Raw genomic sequence first — 16,558 nt, forward strand, 5'->3', positions numbered from 1 at the left:
GTTAAACATGAGAGTCGGAATCTTTTCAAATAATGTTCGTCGTTCTTTAGAAGTAAAAGCTGCCTTGACTAGACGCTTTTTGGAAAGGCATTTTATAATTGATGATGAAAATCCAGAAGTGGTAGTTACGATTGGTGGCGATGGTACACTTTTGTCAGCCTTTCATAAATACATTGATATGTTAGATAAGATAAGATTTGTAGGTGTACATACTGGACATTTGGGATTTTATACAGATTGGCGTGACGATGAAATAGATGACTTAGTTATCAGTCTACAGTCTGATAATGGACAGTCAGTTAGTTATCCTCTCCTAGATGTGTTTGTTACTTATAAGGATTCAAATAAACGAGATGTATTTACTGCTTTAAATGAAGCTACTATTCGTCGTATTAGTAGTACTATGGTAACTGATATTTTTATTGGTGGCGAATTTTTTGAACGTTTTCGTGGCGATGGTTTGTGTGTATCAACTCCAACTGGTTCCACTGCTTATAATAAATCTTTAGGTGGTGCGGTAGTGCATCCAACTTTAGATGTATTACAATTAACTGAAGTAAGTTCGATTAATAATCGTGTCTTTAGAACATTAAGTTCACCAATGATTATTGCTCCTAAAGATTGGATAACAATTGAACCTGAAGGAGCTGCAGATTTTATTTTAACTGTGGATTCCGATAGTTATCATAAATTGAAAATAAAAGAAATTAAATTTAAGATTTCGAAGAAGAAAATTCATTTCGCCAAATATCGCCACACACATTTCTGGCATCGTGTTCAAACTGCGTTCATTGGTGATGAAGATGCAGATTAATTGGATTTATTCGGAAGATGTTAGTTGTAAGTTGAAAACTTTCTTCAAAAAACAAGGAATATCTAGAAGATTATTAGCTAAGGTCAGATATTCTGACGGAAAGATTTTGATAAATGGTAAATCCGGGCGTAAGATAGATAAAATAAAAAAGAACGATAAAATAACTTTAGTTGTTCCAGACGAAGAGTTTAGACGGAACGTTCCGCCATCATTTGTACCAATTAAAATTTTGTATGAAGATGATAATTATCTTTTAGTAGACAAACCGGCTTTTGTAGCGTCAATTCCTTCACCTTTGCATCCTAATGACTCTTTAGTTAATCGAGTTGTAGGTTATTATCAAATTCGAGGATATCGTGGAATTATCCCACATATTGTGACTAGACTAGATAGGGATACGTCAGGGATTGTTATTTTTGCCAAACATCGCTATGCTCATGCTTTACTAGATAGTCAATTAAAAGAGCATAAGATTAGCAAGACATATACAGCAATATTAAATGGAATTTTGCATAATAATCATTATATAATTGATTTACCTATTGGTAGAGATAGTACAAGTTTAATTAAACGAAAAGTACTATTCTCTGAAAAAGCTAAGCGAAGTAAAACTGAAATTTTTGTAAAAGAGAGAATAAGAGATAATACACTTTGTAAAATAAAGTTGCATACAGGTAGAACCCATCAAATAAGAGTACATTGCTCCTATTTAGGATATCCTTTGGTTAGTGATACTTTATATGGTGGGACTATTTCTATGCCACTACAACGTCAAGCTTTGCATTGTAGTGAGGTTGTATTTTGGGATCAATTTAGTTCTCAGTATATAAAAGTAAAGAGTAATATTTCCCAAGATATGATGAATTATTTAAAGTGAAAGGAGGATGATTAGCAATGGTAGAGAAACAAATTGAGAGCGAAGAAGAAGTCAATGCCATTTTAAATTTATTAAATCAACAGAAGGCGCATGATTTTAGAGAGCAATACTTAGACTTACACGTCTATGAGCAAGCACAAATTTTTGCTGAAATGGACTATATCCAACGTTCTAGATTGTATCGCTATCTTACTCCTGAAGAAGTTGGGGAAATTTTTAATGTTAGTGAAGAAGAACCAGTGGTATTAGCAAATTACTTTGAAGAAATGACTCCGCGTTATGCAGCTCAAGTTATTAATTCAATGTATACAGATAATGCGGTTGATATTTTGGCATATGCTAAGAAGAAAAACTTAGTAAAATATATGAAGTTACTGCCAGAAGAATCGGCAACTGAAATTAGAGAAATGTTGCATTATGAAGATAAAACTGCTGGAGCGATCATGTCTACAGAATATGTTGATATTGTGGGTAACCAAACTGTCAGATCGGCGATGCATGTTATCAAAAGTGAAGCTTTAGAAGCAGAAACTATTTATTATGTTTACGTAATTGATGATGAAGAAAAATTAATCGGAGTTTTAACTTTACGTGATTTATTAACTAATGATGACGATACAATGATTAGTGACATTATGAATACTCCAGTAATGTCAGTTGAAGTTTCTGAAGATCAAGAAGAAGTTGCTCAAACAATCAGAGATTATAATTTCTTAGCAATTCCAGTAACTGACTACGATGATAAGTTAATAGGAATTATTAACGTCGATGATATTATTGACGTTATTGATGAAGAATCGTCTGAAGATTACTCAGGTTTGGCTGGTGTTGATACAGAGAAAGTTACGATAAATCCTTTTGAAAATGCTAAAAAACGTCTACCAAGTTTAACGGTAATGTTGTTATTGGGATTATTGACAGTTTTATTAGTTTCACATTTCGAATACCTGTTAAATCAAGCTACAATTTTAGCAGTATTTATTTCAACTATTACCGGTGCTTCTGGTAATGCGGGTACCCAGAGTTTGGCTGTGGCGATTAAACGTATTGCTAATAATGATGATGATGAGTCTAGGTTAAAAATTATGGTAAATGAAATTTTGACTGGTATCTTGATTGGTGGAGTTACTGGTATTATTATTTGGATTTTGGTTGGGGCATGGAAGGCAAACTTTGTTTTGGGATTTGTAGTTGGAATAGCTATGTTCTTTGCAATTATTATAGCTAATTTAGTGGGTTGTTTAATTCCAATGATAATGGAAAAATTTAATGTTGATCCTTCTGTTGCTTCAGGTGCTCTTATTTCAACTTTAAGTGACGTGACTTCACTATTAATATATTTCCTTTTTGCACAAATGTTTTTACAATTTTTTATTGGACAATAACAAATGTGGTAGTTTCTGAACAGTTTATGCTGATTAGAAACTACCACATTTTATTATCTAAACATATTTACTACGTAATTTAATACTCGAAAAAATAGATAGATTGAACTACTGACAATAAAATAATATAAGAGAAGCAAAATCAAAGGTAAGTACCAAAGATTAAGAGAAAGTAAAACTGATACGAAGGCTAACTTTCCTTTTAAATATAGGCGAATCACATAAACAAGGGTAATAATAAAGCCTAGAAAAATACTACTCTTAAATTGCTTCTTATTAATCATAGAAAAAACTCCTAACAAATTAGCTATCTCTATTATAGTATGAATATCAAGGAATTTAAACCAAATATAGATTAAATTAAAAAAGTTAGATAAAAATATCAAAAACTTATTGACACCGCTTACAGATAGAAGTATTATTATGGAGTAAGGTATTTAATAAATTTACCTTCTAATCAATTCTCTTTCTCTCTTATGCCAAGGAGTTGGGATAAAGTCATTCGGCTATATCTCAGCTCCTTTTGCTATGGTTGAAAAATATTATTTGAGTTAAAATAGATATTGCATAATAGTTGGGAAAGGAAAAGTAAAATGGCAAGAAAAAGTAATGAAACATTGACTTTGATTGAAGAAATAACACGTAATGATGGCAGTAAATATTATGAAATTTCAAATATGGTTCAAAATGGACGTGCAGAATTAGCCGCAATTCGTGGAATGATAAAAGAAGTTAGAATTATTCAATTAAATATTCCACATTCTACTAACGTAATTAAATATGAAAATTATGTTAATGAGAATTTTGAAATGCCACCTGAAAACTTTACTGAATTTGAAGAATGGAAGAAAACCCCTGAAATGGAAGAAATAGTTGAAAAAATTTTAAAAGAAAATCATATTGGATAACCTGAAAGGAAGAGATTATGGAATTTAAAAAGGTATGTCCAGAAGAAATAGATGCGATAGTTAGAATTGAACAAAGCGGTTTTACCCCGGAAGAAGCGGGAAGTAAAGCTACTTTTATTGAAAGAATTAAGAATTTTTCCGAGACGTTTTTGGTAGCAGTTGAAGATGATAAAATTAGAGGATTTATTTGTGCAATTAGGACTGACGCTCGTTATGTAGAAGATTGGATGTATGAAGCACAAGCTAAGCCAGATGATAGTGGTAAGTATTTAAATGTTTTATCTGTTGCTGTCGCACCTGAGTATCGTGGGAATCATATTGGCAGTGACTTATTGATAAATTTGGAGAAAATTGCTAAAAAGTTAGGAATAGATGGTATTTCTTTGACTTGCTTAGAAAGTAAAGTGGGATTTTATGAGAAAAATGGTTATTCAAACAAAGGGAAATCATCTTCTGAACATGCTGGGGAAATTTGGTACAACATGGAAAAGGAATTATAATTGAATACGAAAAAAACTAGTAAATAAGCAAGTGATAATAAGTTTTTTTCACAAGATAAAGCTTAATTTAAAAGTATTTGTTAGAATATTTTGTGAAAAATCAAAGCAAAATACTTGCTTATTTTTTATAATAGCATTATTATGTAAGCGTACTCGAATTTAGAAAGAGGTGCTTTTTATGGCATATAAAACAATTAATCCATATACAAATGAAGTAGAAAAAGAATTTCCTAATACAACTGATGAAGAGTTGGAAGCTGTTTTAGCCAAAGCACACCAATTATATTTAGATTGGCGAAATGATTCTGAAAGCTTAGAAGATAGAAAAGCTATTTTACATAGGGTAGCTGATATTTTACGTGAAAGAAGAACAGAATATGCAACAATTATGTCTCATGATATGGGAAAATTAATTGGCGAAGCAGAAGGAGAAGTAGATCTTTGTGCAGATATTTGTGATTACTATGCAGACAAGGCGAACGAATTCTTAAAGCCTCGTACTTTAGAAACAGATGCTGGAAAGGCATATTATATTAAGCAATCAACTGGAGTTTTGGTAGCGGTTGAACCATGGAATTTCCCATTCTACCAAATTGCACGTGTATTTGCACCAAACTTTATTATCGGTAATCCAATGATTTTAAAGGATGCCTCTAATTGTCCTGCTTCAGCTCAAGCTTTTGCAGATGCTGTTTTAGAAGCAGGAGCTCCAGAGGGAAGTTTGAATAATATGTTTATTAGCTATGATCAGGTAGCAAAAGCAATTGCAGATAAGCGTGTTAGTGGTGTTTGCCTAACTGGTTCTGAACGTGGTGGAATGAGTGTTGCTGCCGAAGCTGGTAAAAACCTAAAGAAAACCACAATGGAATTAGGTGGTAATGATGCATTTATCATTTTAGATGATGCTGATTGGGAGCTAGTTAGAGAAGTAGCACCACAAGCTCGTTTATACAATGCTGGTCAAGTATGTACTTCATCTAAGAGATTTATTGTAATGGCTGATAAGTATGACGAATTTTTAGAAGTACTGAAAGATGCATTTTCAGCTGTTCGCATGGGAGATCCTACTGATAGAACTACAACATTGGCTCCATTAAATTCTAAGAGTGCTAAAGAAAAACTAGAGAAGCAGGTTGAACTAGCAGTTGAAAATGGTGCTAAAGTTTACTATGGAAATGAAAAGGTTGATTTACCAGGTCAATTCTTTATGCCAACTATCTTAACTGATATTACTCCTGATAATCCTATTTTTAATCAAGAAATGTTTGGACCAGTTGCATCTGTTTATAAAGTAAACTCTGAAGAAGAAGCAATTGCATTAGCAAATAACTCAAGCTATGGTTTAGGAAATACAGTTTTCGGTGAACCAGAACACGCTGCTCGAGTAGCTGCTAAGATTGAAACAGGAATGTCTTGGATTAATTCAGGCTGGGCATCACTTCCAGAATTACCATTTGGTGGAGTTAAGAATTCAGGATATGGTAGAGAATTAAGTGAATTAGGATTCAATGCTTTTGTAAATGAACACTTAGTATTTGAACCAAAGAGATAATCAATAATTATTAATATCGACGAGTTTGTAAGGCTTGTCGATATTTTTTATTAAATAAATCTGGCCTTAGGTTTAATTTTAGATTAAGTAAATCTAATTTATTTTTAAAAAATATGAGAAAATGGTTGATTTTAAATAGATATATTAGATATAATTAGATCAACGATAAAATTGGAGGTGCTGCTAATGAGTTATGTTGATGACGTTTATTCAAGAGTAGTAGAACAAAATCCTAGTCAGCCTGAGTTCCATCAAGCTGTTAAAGAAGTATTAGAATCATTAAGACCAGTAATCGAAAGTGATGAAGAAAAGTATCGTAAAGAAGCTTTATTGGAAAGATTGACAACTCCTGACCGTCAAATTCTATTCAGAGTAAGTTGGGTAGATGATAATGGGCAAGTTCAAGTTAATAATGGTTATCGTGTTCAATTTAATAATGCAATTGGACCTTATAAGGGTGGGCTTCGTTTACATCCATCAGTTTACCTAGGTATTATTAAGTTCTTAGGATTTGAACAAGTATTTAAGAACGCATTAACTTCACTACCTATTGGCGGTGCTAAAGGTGGTTCGGACTTTGATCCTAAAGGTAAGTCTGACAGAGAAGTTATGGCATTCTGTCAAAGTTTCATGACTGAACTTTATAAATATGTTGGAGCTGATGTTGACGTACCAGCTGGTGATATCGGAACAGGTGCTCGCGAAGTTGGTTACTTATTTGGTCAATATAAGCGTCTAAAGTCTACATATGAAGGTGTTCTAACTGGAAAGGGCTTGACCTTTGGTGGTTCTTTAGCTCGTACTGAAGCAACAGGTTACGGATTACTATATCTAGTTGAAGAATTATTAAAAGATCATGGTAAAGACTTAAAAGATAAAGTTGTAACAGTTTCTGGTGCTGGTAACGTAGCTACCTATGCAATTGAGAAAGCACAACAATTAGGAGCTAAAGTTGTAACATGTTCTGACTCTAATGGTTGGGTATATGATCCAGAAGGAATTGATGTTGAACTGTTAAAAGATGTCAAAGAAGTTAAACGTCAACGACTAACAGAATATGCAGCACGAAGAGAAAGTGCTCAATATCATGAAGGCCGTGGGGTATGGTCTGTTAAAGCTGATGTTGCCTTACCATGTGCAACTCAAAATGAGTTAGATTTAGATGACGCTAAGAATTTGGTTGCTAATGGTGTACTTGCTGTTTGTGAAGGTGCAAATATGCCAACCACATTAGACGCAACAAAGTATCTTCAAGAAAACGGGGTACTTTTTGTTCCAGGTAAAGCAAGCAATGCAGGTGGTGTTGCAGTGTCAGCCTTGGAAATGAGTCAAAATTCAGAACGTCTAAGCTGGTCATTCGAAGAAGTAGATGGCAAGCTAAAAGATATCATGGTTAACATTTATCATAATATTGATGAAGCTGCTAAGAAATATGGTTTAGATGGAGACTATGTAGCAGGTGCAAACATTGCTGGATTCTTAAAGGTAGCAGAAGCAATGGAAGCACAAGGTGTAGTTTAGAGAATAACTAATTAATTAATTTAAGAGGCTATTAGGTTTTTCCTAATGGCTTTTTTTAGTATAATTATATCTGAAAGGAAGCGGTAACAATGTTAGGTGGATTTAGTGTTCTATTTGAAGCTCCCTTAGAGAAAGTTAAAATTGTTACAAATGATAGTGGGGGCTTACGACTTAGACCTCAAGAAAATGAAGAAACAAAACAAATAGTTATAATAAAGAAAAATGGAAAAGTTAGAGTTAAGAGATATAGCTATAGATTAGAAATTAATGGTGATCGAAAATTTTTTGATCGGACATTTAAATTTGATGAAGAAATCACTCAAAAGATTTTAGCAAGTATAAGGGATTGTTTCAATAACAGAGAGGGTAACATTATAGGTTTAGATGCTAGACCTTGGACTTTGGATGTAACTGATAAAAATGGTAGAAAGAACCAATTAGTAGGTATAGTTAATGGAGACGAATCAGTTAGCAAGATTTCAAGTTACATTCGAGAAACGTTAGACTTGGATTATTTATGGTTATTTGATGGTAAAGATACTAGGGATGAAATAAAAAAAGTTATTTTAGAAACTAGACATAATTTAAACAATACGATCAAGATAGAAAAGCTAATTATAACTGCTAAAGAAGATAAAATTGAATACAGTCAAAAAGATGACAAAGGAATGAAAATCGCTAAGACGTATGTAATTCCTAATAAGGTGAAGGAACTTTTAGAAAATTATTCTTTTACTAATTCATTCAATAGAATCTTAGGTAATCCTAAAGACGTTATTGAGCCAGAAGAAAAGCGGGATTACCAATTAATAATTGAAAATAGTCAAAATGATCGAAAGATTTATGTGGGAACTTATGATAGATATTCTCTGCCAACAGATTGGGGAGATTTTATTAAAGATATAACAAATATAATTTCACAAGAAGATGAAACAGAGATTTTTAAATCAAGTGTTTATAATAGGAGACTACGCAGAAAAGGTGAATATATTATTTGTGGTGTATTCTTTGAAGGCGGATATAAAGAATATAATTATTTAACTGATGATGAAAGTATTCAAGTTGGCGATGAGGTTGAAATCCCAGTTGGTGTTGATAATCATGTAGTAAAAGCTAAAATAGCTGATGTAAATTATTATTATAAGGAAGAAGCACCATATCCAATTGAAAAGACAAAAAAGATTCTAAGAAAAGTTTGATTGGAAGTATCAAAATAGCGCAGGGGGAATTTGAGAAAAATGAATTTAGCGGCACTTTATCACAGACCAGATAGTGAAATGGCGTATTTAGTAAAAAAAGATGACTTTCAGATTAGATTGAGGACAGGGACAAATGAAGTTGAAGCTGTAATTTTATATTATGGAGATCCATATGACGTTACCATAAATGATAAAAAGAAGCAGATTTGGGAATATCAAGTTCAAGAAATGGCACTACAGGCTTCAACAAGCCTTTATGATTATTGGCAATTAAATGTGAGTGTGCCACTAAAAAGACTACAATATTTCTTTAAAATCAAATTTAAAGATGGCGAAGAATTTTTATATGATGACAGACATATTTGGAGTTATTCCAAGACTCATTTAGAGAATAGTTCTGGTTTTAGGATGCCTTATTTCCATGAAATAGATCGCATAAAAACGCCAGATTGGGTGAAAAAAACGGTTTGGTATCAGATTTTTCCTGAACGTTTTGCTAATGGAGATCATTCAATTGATCCTAAAGGAACATTGCCATGGGGAAGTGAAAAGCCTAGTAGAACAAATTTCTTTGGTGGTGATCTTCAAGGGGTAATCGATCATTTAGATTATCTGGAAGACTTAGGAATTAATGGAATCTATTTTTGTCCGATTTTTGCTGCACATTCTAACCATAAATATGATACGATAGACTATTTTAATATTGATCATGCTTTTGGCAGTAAGGAAAAATTTAAAGAGTTAGTAGATAAAGCGCACGAACGTGGTATTAAGATAATGTTAGATGCGGTATTCAATCATATGGGGGACTTTTCCATGCAATGGCAAGATGTTATAAAGAATGGAGAAAAATCTCGTTTTGCCGAATGGTTCCACATTAATAAATTTCCAGTATCTTATAATGAAATTAGCCTGGAACAAGCAGAAAATTTAACCTATGAAGTTTTTGCTAAGACACCACATATGCCTAAATTAAATACAGCTAATCCTGAAGTACAAGATTATTTGTTAGAAATTGCTAAATATTGGATTGAACAATTTGATATTGATGCTTGGAGGTTAGATGTTGCTAATGAAATAGATCATCACTTTTGGAAGAAGTTCTATCAAGAAACTCATAAGTTGAAACCGGATTTTTATGTTGTAGGAGAGGTCTGGCATTCAGCTCAATCTTGGTTAGACCAAGCTGAATTTGATGGCGTGATGAATTATCCATTTACTGATGCAATTATTGATGGAATTATTTTGAATAAGATTAATATTACAAATATGATGGATGCACTTATAAATAATTTAATGAAATATCGGGATCAAAATAATCAAGTTATGCTAAATTCATTAGATACACATGATACAGCCAGAATTTTGACGCTAGCAAAGGGTGATAAGGATAAAGTAAGACAAGCTTTAGTCTTTATGTTTATGTTGACAGGAAGTCCATGTATTTATTATGGTACTGAAATTGGTATGACTGGAGGACCAGACCCAGATTGTAGGAGATGCATGATTTGGGATAAAAGTCAGCAAGATTTAAGAATGTTCAATTTTATGAAAGATTTAATTGCTATAAGAAAAAAATATTCAAAAGTATTAAATTATAGTAATATAACATGGAATTTAGTAGACAAGGGTAATCATGGTGTTGAGTTAACACGAGAATTACCTGGGTGTAAAGTGCAATCAATTTTTAATTTTAGAAAGAATAAAATCGATATAAAAGCAGGTGGAAAGAAAATTTTAGCAAGTAATATCGAAAAAAATGAAATCGCTCCAGGTGGCTTTATAATAACTGTTACTGACTAAGTAAATTTTAAAGAGGGAAAATAATTTTTCTCTCTTTTTTTATTGGGATAAAATTAATAAAAAATACATTTAAATGAAAATAAGATTAAAAAAATAAGTTGATTTTGATAAAATTTGTGAAAGCTATTTCCTTAAATCAATATACGTTGTATTATAAAAGTAGATAATTTTAAATTTATCAATTCAACATAAGGAGGGGTGTCTATGGCTGTAAATACAGAAGAACGCCACGGACAAGAATCGCTAGAAAATCATAAACACATGTTTAATCAAGGTGTGAACTATGAACTTTATAATTTTTTAGGTGTTCATAAAATTAGTACAGATGATGAAAGCGGTTATGTTTTTCGCGTTTGGGCTCCTCATGCTAAACAAGTATGGGTATGTGGAGACTTTAACAACTGGGATAAATCTCACCCAATGACGTTAGATAAAAAATCTGGCATTTGGAGTATCGAGGTAAAAGAATCCCGAGAAAATCAATATTATAAATATTTGGTCAAACAGGCAAACGGTAGAGAAGTTATGAAGACTGATCCGATGGCACAGGTATATGAAAAACGTCCTGAGACAGCAGCTGTCGTCAAAGAATTGGAACCGTTTAAATGGAATGACGGTCTATGGCGTGGCAGACAAAAACGTATGAATCATTTTAATAATCCAATTAATATTTATGAAGTACATGCGCCATCATGGAAAGAACATGAAGATGGTAGTTTGTATACGTTTAAGGATTTAACAGCAGAGTTAATACCATATGTAAAGAAGATGGGTTACACTCATATCGAATTTATGCCATTGATGGAGCATCCCCTTCCAGCATCATGGGGTTATCAGTTAACGGGATACTTTGCTTTGTGTTCAAGTTACGGTACACCAGATGAGTTTAAGGATTTTGTTAATGAATGTCATCAAAATAATATTGGTGTTTTAGTTGACTGGGTTCCAGGTCATTTTAGTATTAATGATGATGCTTTAGCATATTATGATGGAACTCCAACTTATGAGTATGAAGATCCAGATAGAGCTAAAAATATAGGTTGGGGTGCCTTAAATTTTGATTTAGGTAAACCAGAAGTGCAATCATTCCTTTTATCAAGTGCTTTTTATTGGCTTAACGAATTTCATTTAGACGGTATGCGAGTAGATGCCGTATCAAACATGATTTATCTAGATTATGATGAAGGTCCATGGAAACCTAATAAATACGGAGATACTCGTAATTTAGAAGGATATGCTTTCTTACAAAAATTTAATAAAGTTGTGAAGTTTGCTCATCCTGAGTCTTTGATTATTGCTGAAGAAAGCTCATCAGGTACACAAATATCAGGAACTATTGAATCTGGAGCAATAGGATTTGATTATAAATGGAATATGGGTTGGATGAATGATGTACTAGAATTTTTCGAAATGGATCCATATTTTAGAAAAGATAATTTGAATTTAGTTACATTTTCATTTATGTACTGGCAAGCAGAAAACTTTGTATTACCTTTATCACATGATGAAGTTGTGCACGGTAAGAAGAGCTTAATGCATAAAATGTGGGGAGATAGATATCGTCAATTTGCACAATTGAGAACGCTCTATACATTTATGATGATGCACCCAGGTAAGAAATTGCTATTCATGGGTGGCGAATGGGGACAATTCTTAGAATGGAAATTCGATCATGGATTAGAGTGGATAGATTTACAAGATGAAATGAATGCTAAAATGCAACATTTTACTTCAGTTTTGAACCACTTCTATAAGGAAGAAAGACCATTATGGGAGTTAGGTCAACAAGATGCTACATTAGAGGTTATAGATGCGGATAATTATGATGATACTGTTTTGAGTTTTATTCGTCATGGTAAACGTAAAAAAGACTTCTTAATTGTTATTTTAAACTTTACACCAGTTGAAAGAAGAAATTTCAGAATTGGTGTCCCATACGAGGGTACATATACTGAAATCTTAAATACTGAAATGAAGGAATTTGGTGGAACATGGGTTGAACATAATGCTGATAGTGTTAGCGAAGAAGTTAACTTTAAGGATTATGAACAGTCTATTACTACAACGGTTCCAGCTTTAGGTGCAATTATTTTGAAGCCTAAAAATGTTAAAGTAACTCGTCGAAGTTCTAAGAAACACTCACATAAGAAATAGTCAAAAAAGAGAGAGAGAATTCGGTTGTTTTTGTTGTTTGATGTCTAGGGTAAGAACAAAGTGAGGTGAAAGATGAAGTTGCTGTGCTTCATCGTAGTATGAAAAATGAAATGTTAGGAGTAATCCTCGCAGGAGGTAAAGGTACGCGTTTAGGAAAATTGACACATAATCAAGCTAAACCTGCTGTACCATTTGGTGGACGTTATCGCATTATTGATTTCACTTTAAGTAATTGCGTTAACTCAGGAGTTAAAAATATCGGTGTTATTACCCAGTATCAACCCTTAAATCTAAATGCACACATTGGAAATGGTGCTAGTTGGGGATTAGATGACTTGAATGCGGGAGTAACAATATTACAACCTTATTCTAATAATGAAGGTAGCAAGTGGTTTGAAGGGACTGCCCATGCTATCTATCAAAATATTGGTTATATTGATCAAATGGATCCAGAATATATTTTAATTCTATCTGGTGATCACATTTATAAGATGGATTATGAAGCAATGCTTGATCAACATAAAGAAACGGGCGCTTCATTAACTGTTGCTGTTATTGATGTTCCTTGGAACGAAGCACCACGCTTTGGAATTATGAATACTGACGATAATAATCGTATTATTGATTTTGAAGAAAAACCGGCTGAGCCTAAGAGTAATCATGCTTCTATGGGTATTTATATCTTTAACTGGAAGAGATTACGCGAAGTTTTAGTAAATAGCTTTACTCGTAATCAAGATATGGTGGATTTCGGTAAAAATGTTATTCCATATTATTTGAAGAGTGGTGAAAGTGTATTTGCATATAACTTCAAAGGATACTGGAAAGATGTTGGTACTATCGATTCATTATGGCATGCAAATATGGAGTTCTTGGATGAAAATAACGGATTGAACTTACAAGATAGAACATGGCGCATCTATTCTAGAAATCCTATTGCACCACCACAAATCATTGCTGAAACAGCTGAAATTAAGGATGCAATGGTTGTTGATGGCTCTTATATTGCAGGTAAGGTTGATCATAGTATTTTATCTGCTAATGTAAGAATTCAAACAGGTTCTGTTGTGACAGATTCTGTAATCATGCCAGGTGCAAAGATTGGTAAAAATGTAACGATTCATCGTGCAATTATTGGTGAAGGTGCTGTTATCGGCGATGATGTTGTCATTGATGGTACAGATGAAATTGCAGTTATCGGAAATAAAGAAGTAGTTGGGGTGACAAGTCATGAAAAATAATAAAATGTGTGCAATATTAGGAAATGAACATGAATATACGGAATTACTACCATTGACCAAAAGAAGATCATTAGCCACTCTTTACTTTGACTGCAAATATCGTATCATGGATTTTGCTTTATCAAGTATTGTAAATGCTAATATTCGTAATATTTTCTTAGTGGTAAATCAAGCTAAATTAAAATCCTATTTTGACCATTTAGGCGGAGGTAGAGAATGGGGATTAGATAGTATTGGTAGTTATCGTTACATTAACTTTTCTCAAGATTTAGTTCGTCAAAAAGTAGAAGGTCAAAAGTATTTTGATGATGTAATTGATTATTTAGAGAAATCACGCTCAACATATACAGTTTTTGTTGGTAACAAGATGTTAAATAGTGTTGATTTAAAGGCTGTTTTGAAGATTCATAAGGCACAAAAAAACGACATGACAGTTGTATTCAAACGTATGCCAAAAGATAAGATTGCTTCTGATGATCAAATTCTAGAAATTGATGATCAAACAAATCGTGTAAAGGGCAATCATAACTTTAGTGAATATCCACATAATTCTGATATTTACAACTTATCAATGAATATCTTCATCATTGAAACTCAAAACTTAATTAACCAACTTCGTAAAGGTCAAAGAATAGGAGCATCTGCTAACTTAGAAGATTTCTTCTTAAGTTTGATTAGTCGTTTAAACTGTGGTACGTATGAATACACAGGATACTTGTGCAATATTTTTGATGTAAAGAGTTACTATGATGCTAATATGGATATGTTGAACGTTGATCATATGAATTCATTGTTATACAGTAGCCAGCACATTATTACTAGAACAAAGAATGAAGTAGCTACTCACTTTACTAAGACTTCCGATGTTAAGAATAGTCAATTTGCAACAGGATGTGTTGTTGAAGGATATGTAAGAAACAGTTTAGTATCACGTAGAACATTTATCTCTGAAAACTCTAAAGTAGAAGACTCAATAATCATGTCTAATGCTCGTATTGGAAAAGATGTAGAAATTAAATATGCAATCTTAGACAAAGATGTTGTAGTTAAATCTGGTGTAAAGATTATCGGAACTCCAGAAAACCCTGTAGTTATTGAAAAGAAGATGAAAGTAACAAGTGATGTTATTCAAGATACACCTAAGGAGGATGTTGAAGACTAATGAAACTTTTATTTGCCGGTAGTGAATGTGCACCTTTCTTTAAAACAGGTGGCTTAGGCGATGTAATGGGGGCATTACCTAAAACAATTGCTAAAACAACTGATAATGATGTAAGAGTGGTACTTCCATTCTTTACAGGAATGGCTGAAGAATACAAGAGTCAACTATCATTTGTAACAAGCTTTTATGTAAAAGTTGGTTGGCGTAATCAATATTGTGGTGTTCTAAAGTTAGAAATGGATAACGTTACTTACTACTTTATTGATAACTTGTATTATTTTGATAGACCAGGCTTGTATGGTTACTATGATGAGGGCGAACGTTGGGCTTTCTTCCAACAAGCAATCATTGAAATGTTAGAAAAAATTGGATTCATTCCAGATATCTTACATGTAAATGATTATCACACTGCATTTATTCCATTCTTATTAAAAGAAAAATATGGATGGATTAATGCATATCAAAACATTAAAACAGTTTTGACAATTCATAACTTACAATTCCAAGGTGAGTATGGGCGTGAAGTATTGGGAGAATTATTTAATTTAGATGCTTCATATTATGATGATGGAACTGTTCGTTTTGATACTGCTGTTAATTTCATGAAGACTGGTATTCTGTATGCTGATAAGGTAAATACAGTTAGTCCAACTTATGCAAGTGAAATTCAAACTGAAGCCTTTGGACAAGGGTTAGATGAAATTTTGAGAATGCATAATTGGAAGTTAAGAGGAATTCTAAACGGTATTGACTATGAAAGAAATAATCCTGCTACAGATAAGAATCTTGTCGCAAATTATTCTGCTAAAAAGTTAAAGGGTAAAGTTATAGATAAGTTAGCTTTGCAAAAGGAATTTGATTTACCTCAACGTGAAGATGTTCCAGTGATTGCAATGGTTAGTCGTTTAACAGCTCAAAAAGGATTCCAACTAGTTGTTTCAGAAATGCAAAACTTAGTTCAATTTGATGTTCAAGTGATAGTTTTAGGAACTGGCGATGCTAATTTCGAACATGACTTTAGATACTTTGCAGATACTTATCCTGACAAAGTTGGAGCTGCTATTACATTTGATGTTGGATTGGCCCAAAGAATATATGCAGGGGCAGATATGTTCTTAATGCCATCAGCATTTGAACCTTGTGGATTATCACAAATGATTTCAATGCGTTATGGTACATTGCCAATTGTTCATCAAATTGGTGGCTTGCAAGACAGTGTTCAACCATTTAATCCTGTAACTGGTGAAGGAACAGGATTTGGTTTCCACGATTTTTCTGGCTTCTATATGATGCAAGAAATCCAAGAAGCACTACGTTTGTATGCAGAGCCAGTAGCATGGACAAAAGTTGTAAAGCAAGCTATGTCACAAGATTTTAGTTGGGAAACAGCGAGTCAAGAATATCTAAATATGTATAATGAATTAGTCTAATAAGGATAGCTT

13 protein-coding genes are annotated in these 16,558 nt (G+C 32.9%); all 13 read left to right on the top strand.

From position 1 onward, the window contains the following. Positions 1–7: 7 nt before the first annotated feature. The 13 genes from NOU10_RS08075 to glgA all read left to right on the top strand — a co-directional run bounded on the left by NOU10_RS08075 (position 8) and on the right by glgA (position 16,546). The gene (locus NOU10_RS08075; RefSeq protein ID WP_011476267.1) at positions 8–814 is read left to right on the top strand and encodes an NAD kinase; all 807 of its coding nucleotides are present in this window, start codon (positions 8–10) and stop codon (positions 812–814) included. Then, the gene (locus NOU10_RS08080; protein ID WP_003705190.1) at positions 804–1,691 is read left to right on the top strand and encodes an RluA family pseudouridine synthase; all 888 of its coding nucleotides are present in this window, start codon (positions 804–806) and stop codon (positions 1,689–1,691) included. Before NOU10_RS08075 ends, NOU10_RS08080 begins: the two co-directional genes overlap by 11 nt. Before the next feature lie 17 nt (positions 1,692–1,708). After that, positions 1,709–3,076 carry a magnesium transporter gene (mgtE, locus tag NOU10_RS08085; protein WP_014568625.1) on the top strand — a complete coding sequence of 456 codons (1,368 nt, stop codon included), beginning with the start codon at positions 1,709–1,711 and terminating at the stop codon, positions 3,074–3,076. A 593-nt stretch (positions 3,077–3,669) separates the two neighbouring features. Next, the gene (locus tag NOU10_RS08090) at positions 3,670–3,984 is read left to right on the top strand and encodes a hypothetical protein (protein WP_003703026.1); all 315 of its coding nucleotides are present in this window, start codon (positions 3,670–3,672) and stop codon (positions 3,982–3,984) included. Between the two features lie 17 nt (positions 3,985–4,001). After that, positions 4,002–4,484 carry a GNAT family N-acetyltransferase gene (locus NOU10_RS08095; protein ID WP_069469084.1) on the top strand — a complete coding sequence of 161 codons (483 nt, stop codon included), beginning with the start codon at positions 4,002–4,004 and terminating at the stop codon, positions 4,482–4,484. Between the two features lie 178 nt (positions 4,485–4,662). Beyond that, a complete protein-coding gene (locus NOU10_RS08100; protein WP_255906535.1) occupies positions 4,663–6,036 on the top strand; it encodes an NAD-dependent succinate-semialdehyde dehydrogenase in 1,374 nt (457 codons plus the stop codon). A gap of 186 nt (positions 6,037–6,222) precedes the next feature. Continuing rightward, positions 6,223–7,557, top strand: a complete 1,335-nt coding sequence (gene gdhA / locus NOU10_RS08105) for an NADP-specific glutamate dehydrogenase (RefSeq protein ID WP_004564287.1) — start codon at positions 6,223–6,225, stop codon at positions 7,555–7,557. An 89-nt stretch (positions 7,558–7,646) separates the two neighbouring features. Then, positions 7,647–8,756, top strand: a complete 1,110-nt coding sequence (locus tag NOU10_RS08110; RefSeq protein ID WP_255906536.1) for a hypothetical protein — start codon at positions 7,647–7,649, stop codon at positions 8,754–8,756. A 39-nt stretch (positions 8,757–8,795) separates the two neighbouring features. Beyond that, the gene (locus tag NOU10_RS08115) at positions 8,796–10,559 is read left to right on the top strand and encodes a glycoside hydrolase family 13 protein (protein ID WP_255906537.1); all 1,764 of its coding nucleotides are present in this window, start codon (positions 8,796–8,798) and stop codon (positions 10,557–10,559) included. A gap of 204 nt (positions 10,560–10,763) precedes the next feature. Next, positions 10,764–12,713, top strand: coding sequence for a 1,4-alpha-glucan branching protein GlgB (glgB, locus tag NOU10_RS08120; RefSeq protein WP_004564290.1), 1,950 nt, complete (start codon positions 10,764–10,766; stop codon positions 12,711–12,713). Positions 12,714–12,811: 98 nt separating this feature from the next. Then, positions 12,812–13,954, top strand: coding sequence for a glucose-1-phosphate adenylyltransferase (locus NOU10_RS08125; protein ID WP_113895773.1), 1,143 nt, complete (start codon positions 12,812–12,814; stop codon positions 13,952–13,954). After that, the gene (glgD, locus tag NOU10_RS08130; protein ID WP_255906538.1) at positions 13,944–15,116 is read left to right on the top strand and encodes a glucose-1-phosphate adenylyltransferase subunit GlgD; all 1,173 of its coding nucleotides are present in this window, start codon (positions 13,944–13,946) and stop codon (positions 15,114–15,116) included. Before NOU10_RS08125 ends, glgD begins: the two co-directional genes overlap by 11 nt. Next, positions 15,116–16,546, top strand: coding sequence for a glycogen synthase GlgA (gene glgA, locus NOU10_RS08135; RefSeq protein ID WP_255906539.1), 1,431 nt, complete (start codon positions 15,116–15,118; stop codon positions 16,544–16,546). Before glgD ends, glgA begins: the two co-directional genes overlap by 1 nt. Positions 16,547–16,558: the final 12 nt, after the last annotated feature.

Origin of the sequence: Ligilactobacillus sp. MP3, from assembly GCF_024436335.1 — a bacterium.
GTDB lineage: Bacteria > Bacillota > Bacilli > Lactobacillales > Lactobacillaceae > Ligilactobacillus > Ligilactobacillus salivarius.

Coding starts and splice junctions, on each gene's coding strand:
- NOU10_RS08075 (WP_011476267.1), top strand. CDS start 8: ATGAGAGTCGGAATCTTTTCAAATAATGTTCGTCGTTCTTTAGAAGTA.
- NOU10_RS08080 (WP_003705190.1), top strand. CDS start 804: ATGCAGATTAATTGGATTTATTCGGAAGATGTTAGTTGTAAGTTGAAA.
- mgtE (WP_014568625.1), top strand. CDS start 1,709: ATGGTAGAGAAACAAATTGAGAGCGAAGAAGAAGTCAATGCCATTTTA.
- NOU10_RS08090 (WP_003703026.1), top strand. CDS start 3,670: ATGGCAAGAAAAAGTAATGAAACATTGACTTTGATTGAAGAAATAACA.
- NOU10_RS08095 (WP_069469084.1), top strand. CDS start 4,002: ATGGAATTTAAAAAGGTATGTCCAGAAGAAATAGATGCGATAGTTAGA.
- NOU10_RS08100 (WP_255906535.1), top strand. CDS start 4,663: ATGGCATATAAAACAATTAATCCATATACAAATGAAGTAGAAAAAGAA.
- gdhA (WP_004564287.1), top strand. CDS start 6,223: ATGAGTTATGTTGATGACGTTTATTCAAGAGTAGTAGAACAAAATCCT.
- NOU10_RS08110 (WP_255906536.1), top strand. CDS start 7,647: ATGTTAGGTGGATTTAGTGTTCTATTTGAAGCTCCCTTAGAGAAAGTT.
- NOU10_RS08115 (WP_255906537.1), top strand. CDS start 8,796: ATGAATTTAGCGGCACTTTATCACAGACCAGATAGTGAAATGGCGTAT.
- glgB (WP_004564290.1), top strand. CDS start 10,764: ATGGCTGTAAATACAGAAGAACGCCACGGACAAGAATCGCTAGAAAAT.
- NOU10_RS08125 (WP_113895773.1), top strand. CDS start 12,812: ATGAAAAATGAAATGTTAGGAGTAATCCTCGCAGGAGGTAAAGGTACG.
- glgD (WP_255906538.1), top strand. CDS start 13,944: ATGAAAAATAATAAAATGTGTGCAATATTAGGAAATGAACATGAATAT.
- glgA (WP_255906539.1), top strand. CDS start 15,116: ATGAAACTTTTATTTGCCGGTAGTGAATGTGCACCTTTCTTTAAAACA.